General features: G+C 66.4%; 14 protein-coding genes and 2 pseudogenes. 9 read left to right on the top strand and 7 right to left on the bottom strand.

What is annotated here, in order from left to right; genetic code table 11:
- Positions 1 to 32: 32 nt before the first annotated feature.
- On the bottom strand, positions 33 to 491 hold the full coding sequence (locus WS51_RS00745; protein ID WP_059447568.1) for an Lrp/AsnC family transcriptional regulator: 459 nt from the start codon (positions 489 to 491) through the stop codon (positions 33 to 35).
- A gap of 126 nt (positions 492 to 617) precedes the next feature.
- Between WS51_RS00745 and WS51_RS00740 the strand changes: the two genes are divergently transcribed.
- From WS51_RS00740 to surE, 3 genes are all read left to right on the top strand, one after another.
- Entirely contained in the window at positions 618 to 1,355 is a 738-nt protein-coding gene (locus tag WS51_RS00740) for an AzlC family ABC transporter permease (protein ID WP_069228430.1), read from the top strand.
- A complete protein-coding gene (locus tag WS51_RS00735; RefSeq protein WP_081333511.1) occupies positions 1,345 to 1,647 on the top strand; it encodes an AzlD family protein in 303 nt (100 codons plus the stop codon). The genes WS51_RS00740 and WS51_RS00735 overlap by 11 nt, the downstream gene beginning before the upstream one ends.
- Before the next feature lie 201 nt (positions 1,648 to 1,848).
- Entirely contained in the window at positions 1,849 to 2,628 is a 780-nt protein-coding gene (surE, locus tag WS51_RS00730; protein WP_069228429.1) for a 5'/3'-nucleotidase SurE, read from the top strand.
- Positions 2,629 to 2,819: 191 nt separating this feature from the next.
- Here surE and WS51_RS00725 read toward each other — a convergent pair whose 3' ends face one another.
- Entirely contained in the window at positions 2,820 to 3,623 is an 804-nt protein-coding gene (locus tag WS51_RS00725) for an SDR family NAD(P)-dependent oxidoreductase (protein ID WP_059447565.1), read from the bottom strand.
- A 617-nt stretch (positions 3,624 to 4,240) separates the two neighbouring features.
- On the opposite strand from WS51_RS00725, the gene WS51_RS00720 reads away from it, so the two are divergent.
- From WS51_RS00720 to WS51_RS00705, 5 genes and pseudogenes are all read left to right on the top strand, one after another.
- A complete protein-coding gene (locus WS51_RS00720; RefSeq protein ID WP_060118866.1) occupies positions 4,241 to 4,816 on the top strand; it encodes a fimbrial protein in 576 nt (191 codons plus the stop codon).
- A gap of 78 nt (positions 4,817 to 4,894) precedes the next feature.
- The gene (locus tag WS51_RS00715; protein WP_069228428.1) at positions 4,895 to 5,641 is read left to right on the top strand and encodes a fimbrial biogenesis chaperone; all 747 of its coding nucleotides are present in this window, start codon (positions 4,895 to 4,897) and stop codon (positions 5,639 to 5,641) included.
- A 75-nt stretch (positions 5,642 to 5,716) separates the two neighbouring features.
- Positions 5,717 to 6,940: pseudogene (locus WS51_RS31830) on the top strand (fimbria/pilus outer membrane usher protein); the annotation flags it as partial.
- A 37-nt stretch (positions 6,941 to 6,977) separates the two neighbouring features.
- Positions 6,978 to 7,667: pseudogene (locus WS51_RS33125) on the top strand (YadA family autotransporter adhesin); the annotation flags it as partial.
- 616 nt (positions 7,668 to 8,283) lie between these two features.
- On the top strand, positions 8,284 to 8,586 hold the full coding sequence (locus WS51_RS00705; protein ID WP_069228426.1) for an H-NS histone family protein: 303 nt from the start codon (positions 8,284 to 8,286) through the stop codon (positions 8,584 to 8,586).
- A 327-nt stretch (positions 8,587 to 8,913) separates the two neighbouring features.
- On the opposite strand, the gene WS51_RS00700 is transcribed toward WS51_RS00705, so the two are convergent.
- The 4 genes from WS51_RS00700 to WS51_RS00685 all read right to left on the bottom strand — a co-directional run bounded on the left by WS51_RS00700 (position 8,914) and on the right by WS51_RS00685 (position 12,275).
- Positions 8,914 to 9,381, bottom strand: a complete 468-nt coding sequence (locus WS51_RS00700; RefSeq protein ID WP_059508143.1) for a cupin domain-containing protein — start codon at positions 9,379 to 9,381, stop codon at positions 8,914 to 8,916.
- 140 nt (positions 9,382 to 9,521) lie between these two features.
- The gene (locus WS51_RS00695; RefSeq protein ID WP_069228425.1) at positions 9,522 to 10,874 is read right to left on the bottom strand and encodes a pyridoxal phosphate-dependent decarboxylase family protein; all 1,353 of its coding nucleotides are present in this window, start codon (positions 10,872 to 10,874) and stop codon (positions 9,522 to 9,524) included.
- A gap of 20 nt (positions 10,875 to 10,894) precedes the next feature.
- A complete protein-coding gene (locus WS51_RS00690; protein WP_059791233.1) occupies positions 10,895 to 11,194 on the bottom strand; it encodes an ArsR/SmtB family transcription factor in 300 nt (99 codons plus the stop codon).
- A 193-nt stretch (positions 11,195 to 11,387) separates the two neighbouring features.
- Positions 11,388 to 12,275 (bottom strand): LysR family transcriptional regulator, encoded by an 888-nt coding sequence (locus tag WS51_RS00685; RefSeq protein WP_060256790.1) that lies wholly within the window; start codon positions 12,273 to 12,275, stop codon positions 11,388 to 11,390.
- Between the two features lie 126 nt (positions 12,276 to 12,401).
- Here WS51_RS00685 and WS51_RS00680 point away from each other — a divergent pair, with 126 nt between their 5' ends.
- Entirely contained in the window at positions 12,402 to 13,439 is a 1,038-nt protein-coding gene (locus WS51_RS00680; protein WP_069228424.1) for an aldo/keto reductase, read from the top strand.
- A 55-nt stretch (positions 13,440 to 13,494) separates the two neighbouring features.
- On the opposite strand, the gene pdxR is transcribed toward WS51_RS00680, so the two are convergent.
- Positions 13,495 to 14,979 carry a MocR-like pyridoxine biosynthesis transcription factor PdxR gene (gene pdxR, locus WS51_RS00675; RefSeq protein WP_059809931.1) on the bottom strand — a complete coding sequence of 495 codons (1,485 nt, stop codon included), beginning with the start codon at positions 14,977 to 14,979 and terminating at the stop codon, positions 13,495 to 13,497.
- Positions 14,980 to 14,981: the final 2 nt, after the last annotated feature.

Genomic DNA, 14,981 nt, shown 5'->3' with positions numbered 1-14,981 from the left:
TCGCCGAATCGGCGTCACACACCCGCGCCGCGTTACGTCGGCAGCGCCGAGGTGAGCTTGATCTTCTGCATCGGAATGTCGGTCTTCACGCTGAGCACACCCGGGATGCGCGTCAGGTATTCCATCTGGAAGCGCCGGTAGTCGTCGATGTCGGCGGCCACCACGCGCAACAGGAAATCGCAGTCGCCGGCCATCAGATGGCATTCGACCACTTCCGGCATCTGCTGGACGGCCTCGGCGAAGCGGTTCACGGATTCGGCGTCCTGCCCCTTCAGCCACACGCGCGTGAAGATGGTCAGACCCTTGCCGACCTTCGCCGGGTTCAGCACGGCCACGTATTTCTCGATCACGCCCGCTTCCTCGAGCAACCGCACGCGCCGCAGGCACGGCGACGGCGACAGCCCGACCTCGTGCGCGAGTTCCACGTTCTGCATGCGGCCGTCGCGTTGCAGCGCGCTCAGGATCCGTCGGTCGATAGCGTCAAGCTTCATTGGCATCAAATTCCAAAAAAATCGCGAATCCCGCGCTCAATGCCAAATTCTTATGAATTTCGATCGGCAACGCAACCCGATTCGAGTCAAAAAAGCAGACAATCCTCCTCCCCCGAAGGAGGAGTAATGAGCAGTAGCGTTTCAACGTCGTCCGGGCTTCGCGACAAGCCCGCCTATGTCGCCGAGATCGGCCGCGGATTGCGCGCGGCGCTGCCCGTCATGCTGGGCTTCGTGCCGTTCGCGCTGGTGCTCGGCGCGCAGGCCGCGCAAAAAGGGCTGAGCCTGTTCGAGGTGCCGATGATGACGGGCCTGAACTTCGGCGGCGGCTCGGAATTCGCGGCGATCCACCTGTGGACGTCGCCGCCGCACATTGCGCTGATCGTCGCGATGTCGTTCCTCGTGAACTCGCGCCATATCCTGATGGGCGCGGCGTTCGCGCCCTACATCCGGCGCCTGCCGCGCCGCCGCGCGTTCGCCGCGCTGTTCTTCATGTGCGACGAAAGCTGGGCGATGTCGCTCGCCGACGCGCGCTCGCGCGCGGCCACGCATATCAGCGTCCCCTATTACGCGGGCATATGCGCGGGGCTGTACCTGACGTGGATCTCGATGACGACGCTCGGCGCGGCGGTCGGCCCGACGATCGGCAACGTCGAGCAATACGGCTTCGACATGGCGTTCACGGCCGTGTTTCTGGTGCTTCTGCGCGGGATGTGGAAAGGCATGCGCGCGAGCCGTCCGTGGTTCGTGAGCCTCGTCGTCGCGGCCGCCACGCACCTGGCCGTGCCCGGCGCGTGGTACGTCCCGGCCGGCGCGTGCGCGGGCCTGATCGCCGCGCTGCTGTGGGAGCCGCGCGATGCTGCCTGATTTCGCGACGGTCGCGACCATCGTGCTGATGGCAGCGACGACCTACCTGTCGCGCGTGCTCGGCTACGTGCTGCTGCGCAACCGCACGCTGAGCCCGCGGATGGCGTCGGTGATGGAGAACGTGCCCGGCTGCGTGCTGATCTCGGTGATCGCACCGGCATTCGTGTCGACGCGCCCGGCGGATCTGCTCGCGCTTGCCGCCACGCTGATCGCGGCGATCCGCCTGTCGATCCTGCCGACCGTCATCGTCGGCGTCGTGTCGGCCGGCGTGCTGCGGTACCTGCTCGGGTAAGCGGCCAAGCGGGCCGCGCGGTTCCGGCCCGCGATACGGCCAGCACGTCGAGCCGGAGATAACGGGCGCCTCATGCGCCCGTTTTCGCATTCGCGCGCAGGCGCGGCGCTGCACGACGCGACACGCGTCGCGACCGGATGCTAGCCTTTCGGGTAACCGCGATGTCCTTTCCCCCATTGCCCATCTGCGAGGATCGTCCCGATGTCAGAAATCCACCCGCTGTTCGACCGCGTCCTGCTCACCAACGACGACGGATTCGACGCCCCCGGCCTTGAAGTGCTCGAACAGGTCGCCACGCAACTGGCGCGCGAAGTGTGGATCGTCGCGCCCGCCGAAGACCAGAGCGGCACGTCGCATTCGCTGAGCCTGCACGAACCGCTGCGCGTGCATCGCAAGGGCGAGCGCCGCTTCGCCGTGCGCGGCACGCCGGGCGATTGCGTCGCGATCGCGGTCAGTCACCTGATGAAGGACGCACGGCCCGACGTCGTGCTGTCCGGCGTCAATCGCGGCGCGAACCTCGGCACCGAAACGGTGTTCTCCGGCACGGTCGGCGCCGCGATGACGAGCATGCTGGTCGGCGTGCCGGCGATCGCGCTGAGCCAGGCCTTCAGCGATCGCAACGCGGTGCCGTGGCATACGGCGCGCACGCATGCGCCGGACGTGATTCGCCGGCTGATCGCGGCCGGCTGGGACAGCGATGCATGTCTCAACGTGAACTTCCCGGCGCGGCCGGCCGACGACGTGCGCGGCCTGAAGGCGACGAACCAGGGCGCCGGCACGCTGCAGGGCGTCGAAATCGTGTCGGGGCGCGATCCGCGCGAGATCGACTATCACTGGCTGAAGCTGGCGCGCGCGCCGCGCGACGACGATGCCGATTCGGAAACGGTCGCGCTGGGCGAAGGCTATATCGCGGTCACGCCGCTGAAGTTCGAACGCACGCACGACCACGCGCTTGCGCGGCTGCGCGCGCGCATCGGCTGAGCGACGAGATCGAGGTTGGCGCAGCGCTCGAGCCGGGCGATGCGCCGGCACGTGCGTGCCGGGTCGGGGCGAACGGCTGCGCCCCGGCGACACGGTTCGGCCGGGCGGCGCGGCGCCTCCGACACGCGCATCCGTAGCCGCATCTCCCCACATCCGCCCGCGTGCGCGCCGGCACTTGCGTCATACCGCCATCACGTCAGATTCAAGCCTCCGTCGAGCATCACGATCTCGCCCGTCACGTAATCGGATGCCACCAGCATCGAGACCGTCTGCGCAATGTCGTCCGGCGTCGCAGCACGGCGCATCGGCGCGCGCTCGCGCCACAGGGTCTGCGCATCGGTCCAGTCGGCGGTCAGCGGCGTATCGACGAGCCCCGGCGCGACCGCGTTGACGCGAATTGCCGGCGCGAGCGTGCGCGCGAGCAGCCGCGTCGTGTGATTCAGCGCGGCTTTCGCGGCCGCGTACGGAATCGACGCACCCTTCGGCCGCACGCCGGCATGCGAGCTGACATTGATCACGCAACCGGCGCGCCCGCGCGATGCTGCTTCGAGCAATGCTGGCTGCGCCTCGGCGACGAGCCGGAACGGCGCGATCACGTTGATCTCGTGCATCTCGCGCCACACGTCGGGCGTGGCCGCCGCCAGATCGTCATGCGGAATCACGCGGCTCACGCCCGCATTGTTCACCAGCACGTCGAGCCGCCCGTGCACGGCGACCGCCTCGCGGATCAGCCGCACGCGCTCGCCGTCGTCGGCGAGATCGGCCTGCACGTAGGCCGCGCCGAGTTCGCGCGCCATCGCGCGGCCGACCTCCGCCGAGCTGCGCGAATGCAGGATCACCGTGTAGCCGTCCGCCGTCAGACGCCGCGCGATTGACGCGCCGATACCGGACGTCGAGCCCGTGACGAGCGCAACCGGCTTCGATGTGCGCGATGGCAGCGCGTCGGCATCCGTTTCGGCGTCGGGCGAAATTGTCGGTAGATGCAGCGTATCCATGAGCGGAAATCCAGCAGTGACGTTCCCGCATCATAAGCGCGATGGCCGCAACCGGGTGCGGGTCGCGGCGGCCATCGCGCCGCGCCTGGCAAGCGATCCGATTTGCCAATCGCTTCCCGGTACGAGCCTCGGGTATCGCAAAGCCCATCACTCGGTCTGACGTGGATTCGCGTGGTCTGCGGAATACGGGAAGCGTCGTGATTAATATTTTTTAAATAACCATTTTCGACAGTTAATCGATAAATCAGGAATAACTCTGTCAACCTTTGTCACGAGCGGTATTTAGCAAAATCAAACTGGATAGAATGCTGGTGCGTTGTCACCGATCGGCCTCCCCCTAAAAAAACAATCTGCTTTCGACGAAGCAAATTGAACAGCTGACGTGACCGTGCGAGATCCGAGCCTGCTCACGCCAATAGCGACCGAGCAGGACCATTGAATCCACAAAACAGGGAATCGGCACCGAGGATTTCCTGGCCGCGTGCGTGGTCGCCAAAATCGCCTCGTCCTCAACGAGACAACTCCACTTATCCGGCATATTCGAAATCGCTATTGGCGTGGGCAGGCTCGGCATACTAATCAGAGGCGCAGTGCCTCAACCAGCGAAGGAGTTCCAGATGAGCAAGAAAATCCTTGGGCCGTTATCGGCAGGTGCGGTGGCATTGGCCATCGCGTTGCCGGGCATTTCGTATGCGGCGGACGGTACGATCGATTTCAACGGCGAAGTCGTCTCGCAGACCTGCACGATCAATGGCAACAACACCGGCAAAAGCGACTTCACCGTCACGCTCAAATCGGTGCCGGCGTCGGCGCTCAAGAAGGATGGCGATTTCGCCGAGCGTACGCCGTGGACCATTGCGCTGACCAACTGCACGCCCGCATCCGGCAACGTGACGGTCTACTTCGAACCCGGCCCCCAGGTCGACTTCAACACCGGTCGGCTCAAGAACTCGACCGGCACGGCCACCAACGGCAAGGCGTTTGCTACCAATGTCGAAGTGGGCTTGCTGAACAGCGGGTTCCAGCCGATCACGCTGGGTAACGATCCTTCCACGCAGGGTGCCGACGTCGTGGCGATCGGCGCGGACGGGACGGCTACGCTGAAGTTCTACGCCCAGTACGTGGCAACGGGCGGAGCGGCAACGCCCGGCCCGGTGCAAACCCAGGTCATGTACACGTTGAACTTCAGCTGATCGAGACACGTCGACATGACGCCCGCCCCCTTGCCAGGGGCCTTCGCATTCCTAATCATCAGAATCGGATTCCCAGACATGTTCCCATGGAAGACAGTAGCGCGTTCCGCCGTCGCGGTGTTGCTGACGTGCGTTTCGACGGCGTACGCCAGTGTCGTGATCATGGGCACACGGGTGATCTACCCCGCTGGCGATCGCGAGGTCTCCATCAAGCTCAGCAACGAAGGATCATCGCCCGCACTGGTGCAGACCTGGCTCGACAAAGGCGATCCCAAGGCGCAACCCGGGGCCGTCCAGCTGCCGTTCACGCTGATGCCGCCGCTGTTCCGCATGGAGCCAAGGAAAGGTCAGACGCTGCGCCTCATTTATACCGGGGAGCCGCTGCCTCAGGACAAGGAATCCGTCTTCTGGCTGAACGTGCTCGAAGTTCCGCCCAAGGCGCAGGTGTCGACGGAAAACGAGAACCTGATGCAATTGGCATTCCGCTACCGCATCAAGATATTTTTCCGGCCGAAGGCGCTGCCGGATAACCCCGACGCAGCCGCCACTCAGCTGAAATGGACGCCCGTGCCGGAAGGCGGCGAAATGAAAGTGCGGGTGGACAATCCTTCCGCCTATCACGTGACGATCGTGAACATCGACGCCGGAATCGACGGCAAGTCGTATTCGGACAGCGTGGGCGGCATGGTCGACCCAGGGGCGAGCATGACGTTCCTCCTGAAGAAATCCGCCGTCACGCCGGCCGCCGGGCCGTTCGAAGTCAAGTATCGCTATATCAACGACTACGGCGCGGAGATCAACGCGACATTCCCGAAGAGCAAGTAGCGACACGCGCCCTGCCCTCCGTCGCTCGCTGCTCGAGCGACCACGCATGCGGAGCTTCAGGCCGCTCTCCCGATCATGTTCGCGGGTCACCCAGGTTCTCCCATCATCATGTATTCGTATTCGCTCGAATCCGGAAGCAAACGCATCGTCATGAGACCGTTGGTGGCGTTGCTCACGCTATGCGCAGCCAGCGTGATGCAGCCGGCACGTGCGAACGGCGACACGACGACGAAGGACGTCCAGTTCGACAGTCAGTTCCTGCTGGGGCCGGACGGACGCTCGATCGACGTGAGCCGGTTTGAGAGAGGCAATCCGGTGGTCCCCGGTCAATATCTGGTCGACGTGATCGTGAACGGGAACTGGGTGGGCCGTCAGGCCGTGAAGTTCGGGCCCCGCAACGGCTTGAATGCCGCGCTGTGCTTCGACCGCAAGCTCGCCGAGCGCATCGGCCTGAACTTCGACGTGCTGTCACCGGAGAATCGTGCGCGACTCGCGTCCGCAAGCGTCGACGAGTGCCTGGACCTGAGATCGATGGTGGGCGACGCCAGCGTCGATTTCGACCCGTCCGACCTGAGGCTGGATCTCACCGTGCCGCAAGTCGCGGTGAAGCAGAACCCGCAAGGCTATGTGAGCCCGGAGCTTTGGGATGCCGGCGTGCCGTCGGCGACACTGGCCTACAACTTCACGGGCTCGCGTTCGACAGGAGGCGAGTCGACCGACTCCCAGGGCTTCCTCGGACTGAACGCGGGAGTCAACGTCGGCAGCTGGCATTTCAGGCACAACGGCTCGATGTCGTGGTCGACGGGGCGAACGCGCGAGTATCAAAGCATCGTCACGTACCTGCAGCACGACGTGCCGTCGCTGAGGAGCCAGGTGAAGATCGGCGACACGTATACCGACGGCCAGTTCTTCGACAGTTTCGGTGTGCGAGGCATTCAACTCGCCACCGACGATCAGATGCTGCCGGAATCGATGCGCGGCTATGCGCCGGTCATTCGCGGCGTCGCGAACTCCAATGCCCGTGTGACGGTCACGCAGAACGGCATCAAGCTTTACGAAACGATCGTGTCGCCCGGCGCGTTCGAGATCAAGGATCTCTATGCGACGGGATACGGCGGCAATCTGCTGGTGACGATCACCGAGGCGGACGGTAGCCAGCGAAGTTTCGCCGTGCCGTACGCGTCGGTCGTGCAGCTGCTGCGTCCGGGAATCTATCGCGTCACGGCCTCCGCGGGCGAGTTGCGCGACCAGCAAATCACATCGAAGGTGAAGGTGGTGCAGTCGACCGTCCAGCGCGGTCGCGCCACTGATCTCGATCAAAACGCAGACGACGGATGGCAGCACCGCAATCGGTTCAGGATCGTCGGCAGCTGCGAATTCGACGGCGGTCGGCCAGAATGCGACCGCGTCGGGCACGAATTCGACCGCAGTGGGCCAAGGGGCAACGGCTTCGGGACTGAACTCGACCGCCGAGGGTCAAGGGGCAATCGCTTCGGGGAAAAACTCGAAGGCCGACGGCCAGGCCGCAGCTGCAACGGGCGACAATTCAACGGCACTGGGGCAAGGATCGACGGCTTCGGGAGTCAATACGACCGCGGTGGGCCAGGGCAGCATGGCAAGCACTCCGAACTCCGTTGCGATCGGCACGGGTTCGGTAGCCTCGGCGCCGAACACCGTTTCGTTCGGATCCCCGGGCAACGAACGTCGGCTGACGAACGTGGCGCCTGGCATCAACGGCACGGACGCCGTGAACATGAATCAACTGTGGGGCGTCCAATCCACCGTCAACGAGGTGGCCCGTCGTGCGTACTCAGGCGTCGCCGCGGCAACCGCGTTGACGATGATCCCGGAAGTCGACCCGGGCAAAACGATCGCGGTAGGGATCGGCGGCGGCAGCTACCAAGGGTACTCGGCTTCGGCGATCGGCGTGTCCGTCCGCTTCAGCGACAACCTGAAGGCGAAGCTCGGCGTCGGGATCAGCGGCAATGGCAGCACTTACGGCGGAGGCGTGTCCTACCAGTGGTAAGTCGCAATGCCCCGGGCGTCGCAGTTGCAACTGGCGCTCGGGGCGTTATTGCATGAAGGAGACGGCAACGAGATCGTCACTTCCCGGCCGTCGGAAACCCGCTCCGCCCAACGACGGACCGCATGAGGCCAGCTCGCGGTGCACCAGCGTCACGCCGACTGCAATCGCTTGTGTCGCATCTGCCGCTCGCGTGAGCGCGGCCTCCGGCACCGACCGACGCGTTGCAGACATCCGGTGTCGCCACCATCCGCAGTCGCAACCTGTAGCCGGTCGCCAGTCGAACCCCGCATGCACGCCGATTCACACGCGACGCTCCGGTGTTACGTGGACTATTCGATCGACATCGCGCCGATACATCGCGTGACGATCAGCTCGCGGCCCTCGTCCAATTCTCCGATGCACCGATATCGTGAAAATCCTGGACATTCAGGATTGGAAAATAAATCCATTAAATAAAACGCCAACTGCAAAGCATGTAAAAAAAGTTCGTTTCAAGAACCAACTCCCAACACGCCATCGATACAATTTCATACAGCACCGCGACGTTCGCCGGTTCATGAAAATTCATTACAACAAAACTACATAGGGGACCTTATAGAAACCACACGAGACCAAGATGACAGAGCCTTCAGATTGCCCAGGGAGAAAAACCGCGCCAGAGGAACAGATCAATGAGAATAACGTTCCCTGTCGAAAGAAAGTGTTGGCGGAGATTCTGATGGCGGTCGCGGAATTTCAATTCACACTGGACGAACTGTTCCCGGACGTCCGCAAGCGCAAGGCCCACCCGCGCTACTTCGATCCGGTCAGCGGAGCGACGTGGAGCGGCCGGGGAAGAGAGCCTCACTGGATCCGCGGCAAGGATCGCAGGGCGTTCGAACTGGATAACGGCCCGCCGGCAAACGAGCCGGAACGCTGAGACGGCGTCGACCGAACATGCGGTCGTCGCCGTGTCGACGCGAGCGCACCATTCACCGAATCGCGGCCGCATCCGACACTCCGTGTTTGCGGCGTGATGGCACGTGGCGCCCGGCACGGCCGTTCGTCACCGTCGATTCCTGCTCCATGAGCATTGCACTTGGCAGCGTCGGCAGGCGCCCTGCGCCAAAGCCGGCCGCCGGCCTTCATCTCGTCTTCGATGCTCCGTTACCGTTGCGGTTTCCGTTGCCGCCCCGGCCGTTTCGATTGCCTGCCAAAAATACGGATATCGCGAGTTTTACGCGGCTTCAAAACCATCCGCCCCGGATCATCCCTGTTTCGGCAGATCGACGAATTCCTCGAGTTTGCCGGCCACGTACAGGCGCTTGCCGATGCGCGGGTATTCGCACACGTCGTGCTCGAGGCGCTGCCCGAACACGAGCATTTGCAGCGGCGCGTCGCCGGTATTTTGCAGCGTGTGCGCGTCGCCGCCGCGCGCGAAACCGAGGAAATCGCCCGGGCCGACTTCGCAGGCGCGTTCGCCGATCGTGACGGTGCCCGTGCCGGACAGCACGTACACGCATTCCTCTTCGTACAGATGGCGGTGATACTCGGCCGATTCGTGACCGGGCATCAACGTGAGCAGGTGGCAGCCGATCTGCGTAAGACCGGTCAGGTCGCTCAACTGTCGTTTGAGGCGAACGGCGTTGGGATTGAGCGAATGCACCTCGCGGGCCGGTTCCATCTTCGCGATGTCGGCGGCTTTCAGCAGTTCACGGGGAGATGTCGTGGACATGGGGATCTCGTCGGCGTCAATGCAGCGGTTGAACGCGCCGCCCAGGCGGGCGCGGCGTGCATGCCGCGTCATTGTCCGTCATTTTCAAGCGAATGCGGTCACCGGCACGATCGCCGCCCACCGCTGCCTGGCGACGTCGCTCAGCCCACGTGCACGCCGCGCAGCTTCATCAGCAACGCGACGAGGCGATCGATGTGTTCGTCCTCCGTGCGCCACGACGACACACTGATCCGGAACGCCGGCCGCCCCTGCCACACGGTCTGCCCGAACCATGTGTCGCCCGAATCCTGGGCGGCCTGAAGGATCGCGATCGTCTCGTCGTCGGTGCCGGCGCGCACGAGCACCTGGTTCAGCACGACACGGTTCAGCACGTCGTAGCCGGCCGCGCGCAGGCCGTCGGCGACGCGCTGCGCCTGCGCGCAATGCCGCTCGACCAGCGTCGCCACGCCGGCGCGGCCGAGCGCGCGCAGCGCGGCCCACACCGGAATGCCGCGCGCCCGCCGCGAAAACTCGAGGTTGAGATTCTTTTGCGCATCGCGTGCGCCGCTCAGGTAGACGGCGTCGCTGTTCATCGCGCTCGCGAGCGCGGCTGCGTCGCGGCAGATCACCATCGCGCCGTCGTACGGCGTGTTGAGCCACTTGTGGCCGTCGGTGGTCCAGCTGTCCGCGCCGTCGATGCCGTCGGTGAGCGCGCGCTTCGACGACGCGCGCGCCCACAGCCCGAACGCGCCGTCCACGTGCACCCACGCGCCGGCGGCCTTCGCGAGCGGAATCAGCGTCGCGAACGGATCGAACTCGCCGGTGTTCACCTCGCCGGCCTGCACGCAGAGGATCGTCATCTCGTCGAGCGGCGGCAATTGCGCGGGATCGATGCGGCCGTGCGCGTCGACCGGCGCGACGATCAGGCGCTTCATCCCGAAGCCGAGCACCCGCAGCGCCTTCTTCACCGTGACGTGCGCGAGCTCGGAGAGCACGACCTTCACCTCGGGCGCGCCGATCAGCCCGTCCTCGTCGACGTCCCAGCCCTTGCGCGCGAGCAGCGCACGCCGCGCGGCGACCAGCGCGACCAGCGTGCAGGCCGTCGCGCTCGTGCCGAATCCGACCGCGCTGTCTTCCGGCAGCCCGAGCACGTCGACGACCCAGCGCGCCGCCTGTCGCTCGATCGTCGCGGCCACCGGCGAATTCGCGAACGACGATGCGCACTGGTCCCACGCGAGCATCAGCCGCTCGGCCGCCGCCGCGGCCGGCAGCGTCGCGCCGATCACGAAGCCGAAGTAGTTCGGGCCGTTCGATGCGACGGTCGCGGGCGTGCCGCGCTCGTCGAGCAAGCGCAGCACGTCGTCGGCCGGGTAGCCCGTATCGGGCAGCGGTTCGTCGAAGGCCGCAAGGCCGGCGAGCGCGGCCGCATCGGGGTACGCGCGCCGTTCGCCGGTCGCTGCGAGATATGCGTGCGCGCGCCGGTCGGCGTCGGCCAGCAGGGCGAGTTCATCCATGTCGTTTGCCTCTGTGAAGATCAGAGTTGCAGGAGATCGCGACCGAGCTGCTGCAGCGCATCGTCGATCCGCTTGTAGTACGTGAACTTGCCGACGCGCGTCGCCCGCACGAGCCCCGCATCCGCGAGGATGCGCATGTGGCGCGTGGTCGTCGCCGGCGCGATGCCGAGCTTCTCGGTAATGTACGTGCAGCACACGCCGAGTTCGTCGAAGTCGCCATGCGGCTGCGGCGGGAAATGCTTGCGCGGCTGCTTCAGCCAGCGCATCACGGCCAGACGGCTTTCGTTGGCCAGTGCGCTGATGCGGGTGACGTCGTCCATGGGTTCGGGCTCGTTTGACGTTTTGAATATTAGCTAAATGACGAAACGTGTACAACCGGTTTCGCCGGAGACGGTTGCGCTCTCCGGCATGCGGGAACGTGACGGAAGCGGCCCCGGTGCTGTTGCGCCGCATTCGACGCCATCGTGTCGGCGGCTGACCCACGAGCGCGGCAGCGCGGCGCTTCGGTTGCGATCACGCGGCTGTCAGCGCCTGCGCCAATCTTTCGATCAGCGCACGCACGCGCCGCGGCTGCACCGCCCCGCCTGGATAGACGATCTGCAGGTCGACTTCGCCCGGCGAGAAGTCGCGGAGGATTTCGACGAGCGCGCCGGACGCCAGATCGTGCTCGACGTCGAGTCGCGATTTCAGCGCGACACCGCGCCCCGCGACACACCACGCGCGCACGAGCGCGCCGTCGTTGGCCACGCGCCGGCCGCGCACCATCACGCGTTTCAGCTCATCGTCGATGCGGAACGGCCACTCCGCATACAGTTCCTGGCCGAAGCGCATCACGATGCAGTCGTGCGCGGCGAGTTCGTCCGGGTGCCGCGGCGTACCGCGCGCGGCGAGATACGCGGGCGCGGCGCACACCACGCGGCGCGAACGGCCGAGCGACAGGCTGCGCAACGCGCTGTCGGCCAGCATGCCGCGCCGGATCGCGAAATCGAGCCCCTGCCCGACGAGATCGACGTAGCCGTCGCCGAGATGCAGATCGACAGTGACGCCGGGATGCTCGTCCAGGAACGCGTCGACCACCGGCACGACGCGCGCCTGTCCGAGATCGGCCGGCGCGCTCAGCCGCACGGGCCCCGACAGCGTCTGCGCGCCGAGCCTCACACGGCTTTCGAGTTCGTCGGCTTCGGCGAGCAGGCGCCGTGCACCCGCGACCACCGTGCGACCTTCATCGGTCAGGCTGATCGCGCGGGTCGTGCGCGTGAGCAGCGTCGCGCCGTAGTAGCTCTCGAGCGCCGCCAGCCGCTCGGAGACGGTGGCCGGCGACAGGCCGATCTCGCGGCCGGCCGCGGCGAGCCCGCCCTTCTCCACGATGCGCAAGAACAGCGCCAGATTGTCGAGCAGCATTCTTCGCCTCCTCCGAAGGATATTTTCGAAGTCTGCCCAATTATCCGGATCGGCCGCAAGCGCTAGAGTGGGCGCTACTTGCCGGCGCGCTCACGGGCCGGCCTCGACGACGAGAGGGCACACGACATGGAATACCGCACGCTCGGCCGCTCCGGCCTCAAGGTTCCCGTACTGAGCTTCGGCGCCGGCACGTTCGGCGGCACCGGCCCGTTGTTCGGCGCATGGGGCAACACCGGCGTCGACGAAGCGCGCCGCCTGGTCGATATCTGCCTCGATGCCGGCGTCAACCTGTTCGACACGGCCGACGTGTATTCGGACGGCGCATCCGAGCGCGTGCTCGGCGCCGCGATCCACGGACGGCGCGATCAGGTGCTCATCTCGACCAAGACGGGCCTGCCGACCGGCGACGGCCCGAACGACGCCGGCACGTCGCGCCCGCGGCTGATCCGCGCGGTCGACGACGCGCTGCGCCGCCTCGATACCGACTACATCGACCTGCTGCAGCTTCACGCGTTCGACGCGGCCACGCCGGTCGAGGAAGTGTTGTCGACGCTGGACGACCTGGTTCGCGCAGGCAAGGTGCGCTATATCGGCGTGTCGAATTTCGCGGGCTGGCAGATCATGAAGTCGCTCGCAGCGGCCGACCGGCACGGCTGGTCGCGCTACGTCGCGAACCAGGTCTACTACTCGCTCGTCGGCCGCGACTACGAGTGGGACCTGATGCCGCTGGGCGCCGACCAAGGCCTCGGTGCGCTGGTATGGAGCCCGCTCGGCTGGGGCCGGCTCACGGGCAAGATCCGCCGCGACGCGCCGTTGCCCGAACGCAGCCGCCTGCACGACACGGCCGGCTTCGGGCCGCCGGTCGACGACGAACGACTGTACGACGTGGTCGACGCGCTCGACGCGATCGCCGAGGAAACCGGCAAGACGGTGCCACAGATCGCGCTGAACTGGCTGCTGCAACGCCCGACCGTGTCGTCGGTGATCGTCGGCGCGCGCAACGAGGAACAGTTGCGCCAGAATCTCGGCGCGGTCGGCTGGTCGCTGACCGACGCGCAGGTCGCGAAGCTCGATGCGGCGAGTGCGGTCGAAGCGCCGTATCTGTACTTCCCGTATCGCCGCCAGCACGCATTCGCGCGGCTCAATCCGCCGATGCGCGGCTAAACGAACCCGACGACGGGCGTGTTCCGCAACGGCGGATCGGTGCGGCCGTCGTCCGTCAGTCTCGCTGTGCGGCCAGCGCGCGGTCGATCATCTCGCCGATCCGCCGCGCGAGTGCATCCATTCGCTCGGCCGGCACGCCGCCGTAGCCGAGCACGAGCCCGTTGTAGCCATGCGCGGTGCCCGGCAGGCAGAAAGACGACAGCGGCCGCAGGATCAGCCCGTGCGCCTGCGCGACGCGGCTCAGCGCCGTGTCCGCTACCGGCACGTCGAGCCGCGCGGACAGATGCATGCCGCCCGCGCCGCCCGACACCGTCAGCCGCGTGCCCAATCGCCGCGCCAGCGCGTCGTGCAGCGCGTCGCGCCGCTCGGCGTACACACGGCGCATGCGCCGCAGATGCCGCGTGAAGTGCCCGGCCTCGATGAAATCCGCGAGCGCGCGCTGCTCGACCGCGCGGCCCTGCAACATCAGCGCCCCCGCCGCGTCGCGCAGCGGCTGCGCGAGCACGGGCGGCACGACCATGAAGCCGATCCGCAACGCGGGAAACATCACCTTGCTGAACGTGCCGAGGTAGATCACCGGTGCATCGTCCGCGAGCCCTTGCACGGCCGCGTGCGGCGTGCCGTGGTGGCGAAACTCGCTGTCGTAGTCGTCCTCGATGATCCACGCACCGGCCGCGCGTGCCTGTGCAACGAGCGCGAGCCGCCGCTCGAGGCTCATCACCGCGCCGAGCGGATACTGGTGCGACGGCGTGATGTAGACGAGCTTCGGCGGGCGATCTCGCCAGTCGTCCGAATGCGGCGCCAGCCCCTGCGCATCGACGCCGATCGGCTCGACACGCAGGTCGGCCGCGAGAAACGCGTTGCGCGCACCGTGGTAGCCGGGATTCTCGATCCATGCGACGTCGCCCGCGTCCGCCAGCGCGCGGGCGCACAGGTCGAGCGCACCCTGCGTGCCGTCGGTGACGATCACCTGCGCGGCGTCGCAACGCACGCCGCGCGACGCGCGCAGATAACCGGCGATCGCATCGCGCAACGCCGCGTCGCCTTCCGCGGACTGATAGCCGAGCTGCGCCGGCCCGGCCGTGCGCCACGCGCGTTCGACGCAGCGCCGCCATTGCGCGAGCGGGAATGCGTCGACGGCCGGCACGCCCGGCATGAACGGCAGCGATTCGTCGAGGCCGCTCGTCGCGCGCTCGGCCTGTGCGACGCGCCGCGACAACATCGCCGCATCGCCGGCGGGCGCCGCGGCGGCGATCCGCGACCCGCGCAAGCCCATCCGGGCGACCACCGTGCCTTGCCGCGTGCCGGTCACGAATCCTTCCGACGCGAGCCGTTCGTACGCGTACAGCACCGAGTTGCGCGCGATGCCGAGTTCGTCGGCCAGCGTGCGCGACGCGGCGAGCCGTGCGCCTTCCGCGATGCGGCCGCTCAGGATCGCATCGCGCAGACATGCGTAGAGCCGCTGCTGCTGCGACATCCGCGTGACCGCGTGCGGCCCCGCCTCGCGCTCGAAGGTCGACAGCAGCACCGCGTAATCCATCG

This window comes from Burkholderia territorii (assembly GCF_001718335.1).
Taxonomy (GTDB): domain Bacteria; phylum Pseudomonadota; class Gammaproteobacteria; order Burkholderiales; family Burkholderiaceae; genus Burkholderia; species Burkholderia territorii.
The sequence above is the reverse complement of the archived record's forward strand: the minus strand, read 5'-3'. Positions and strand labels throughout refer to the sequence as shown.

Coding starts and splice junctions, on each gene's coding strand:
- WS51_RS00745 (WP_059447568.1), bottom strand. CDS start 491: ATGAAGCTTGACGCTATCGACCGACGGATCCTGAGCGCGCTGCAACGC.
- WS51_RS00740 (WP_069228430.1), top strand. CDS start 618: ATGAGCAGTAGCGTTTCAACGTCGTCCGGGCTTCGCGACAAGCCCGCC.
- WS51_RS00735 (WP_081333511.1), top strand. CDS start 1,345: ATGCTGCCTGATTTCGCGACGGTCGCGACCATCGTGCTGATGGCAGCG.
- surE (WP_069228429.1), top strand. CDS start 1,849: ATGTCAGAAATCCACCCGCTGTTCGACCGCGTCCTGCTCACCAACGAC.
- WS51_RS00725 (WP_059447565.1), bottom strand. CDS start 3,623: ATGGATACGCTGCATCTACCGACAATTTCGCCCGACGCCGAAACGGAT.
- WS51_RS00720 (WP_060118866.1), top strand. CDS start 4,241: ATGAGCAAGAAAATCCTTGGGCCGTTATCGGCAGGTGCGGTGGCATTG.
- WS51_RS00715 (WP_069228428.1), top strand. CDS start 4,895: ATGTTCCCATGGAAGACAGTAGCGCGTTCCGCCGTCGCGGTGTTGCTG.
- WS51_RS00705 (WP_069228426.1), top strand. CDS start 8,284: ATGACAGAGCCTTCAGATTGCCCAGGGAGAAAAACCGCGCCAGAGGAA.
- WS51_RS00700 (WP_059508143.1), bottom strand. CDS start 9,381: ATGTCCACGACATCTCCCCGTGAACTGCTGAAAGCCGCCGACATCGCG.
- WS51_RS00695 (WP_069228425.1), bottom strand. CDS start 10,874: ATGGATGAACTCGCCCTGCTGGCCGACGCCGACCGGCGCGCGCACGCA.
- WS51_RS00690 (WP_059791233.1), bottom strand. CDS start 11,194: ATGGACGACGTCACCCGCATCAGCGCACTGGCCAACGAAAGCCGTCTG.
- WS51_RS00685 (WP_060256790.1), bottom strand. CDS start 12,275: ATGCTGCTCGACAATCTGGCGCTGTTCTTGCGCATCGTGGAGAAGGGC.
- WS51_RS00680 (WP_069228424.1), top strand. CDS start 12,402: ATGGAATACCGCACGCTCGGCCGCTCCGGCCTCAAGGTTCCCGTACTG.
- pdxR (WP_059809931.1), bottom strand. CDS start 14,979: ATGGATTACGCGGTGCTGCTGTCGACCTTCGAGCGCGAGGCGGGGCCG.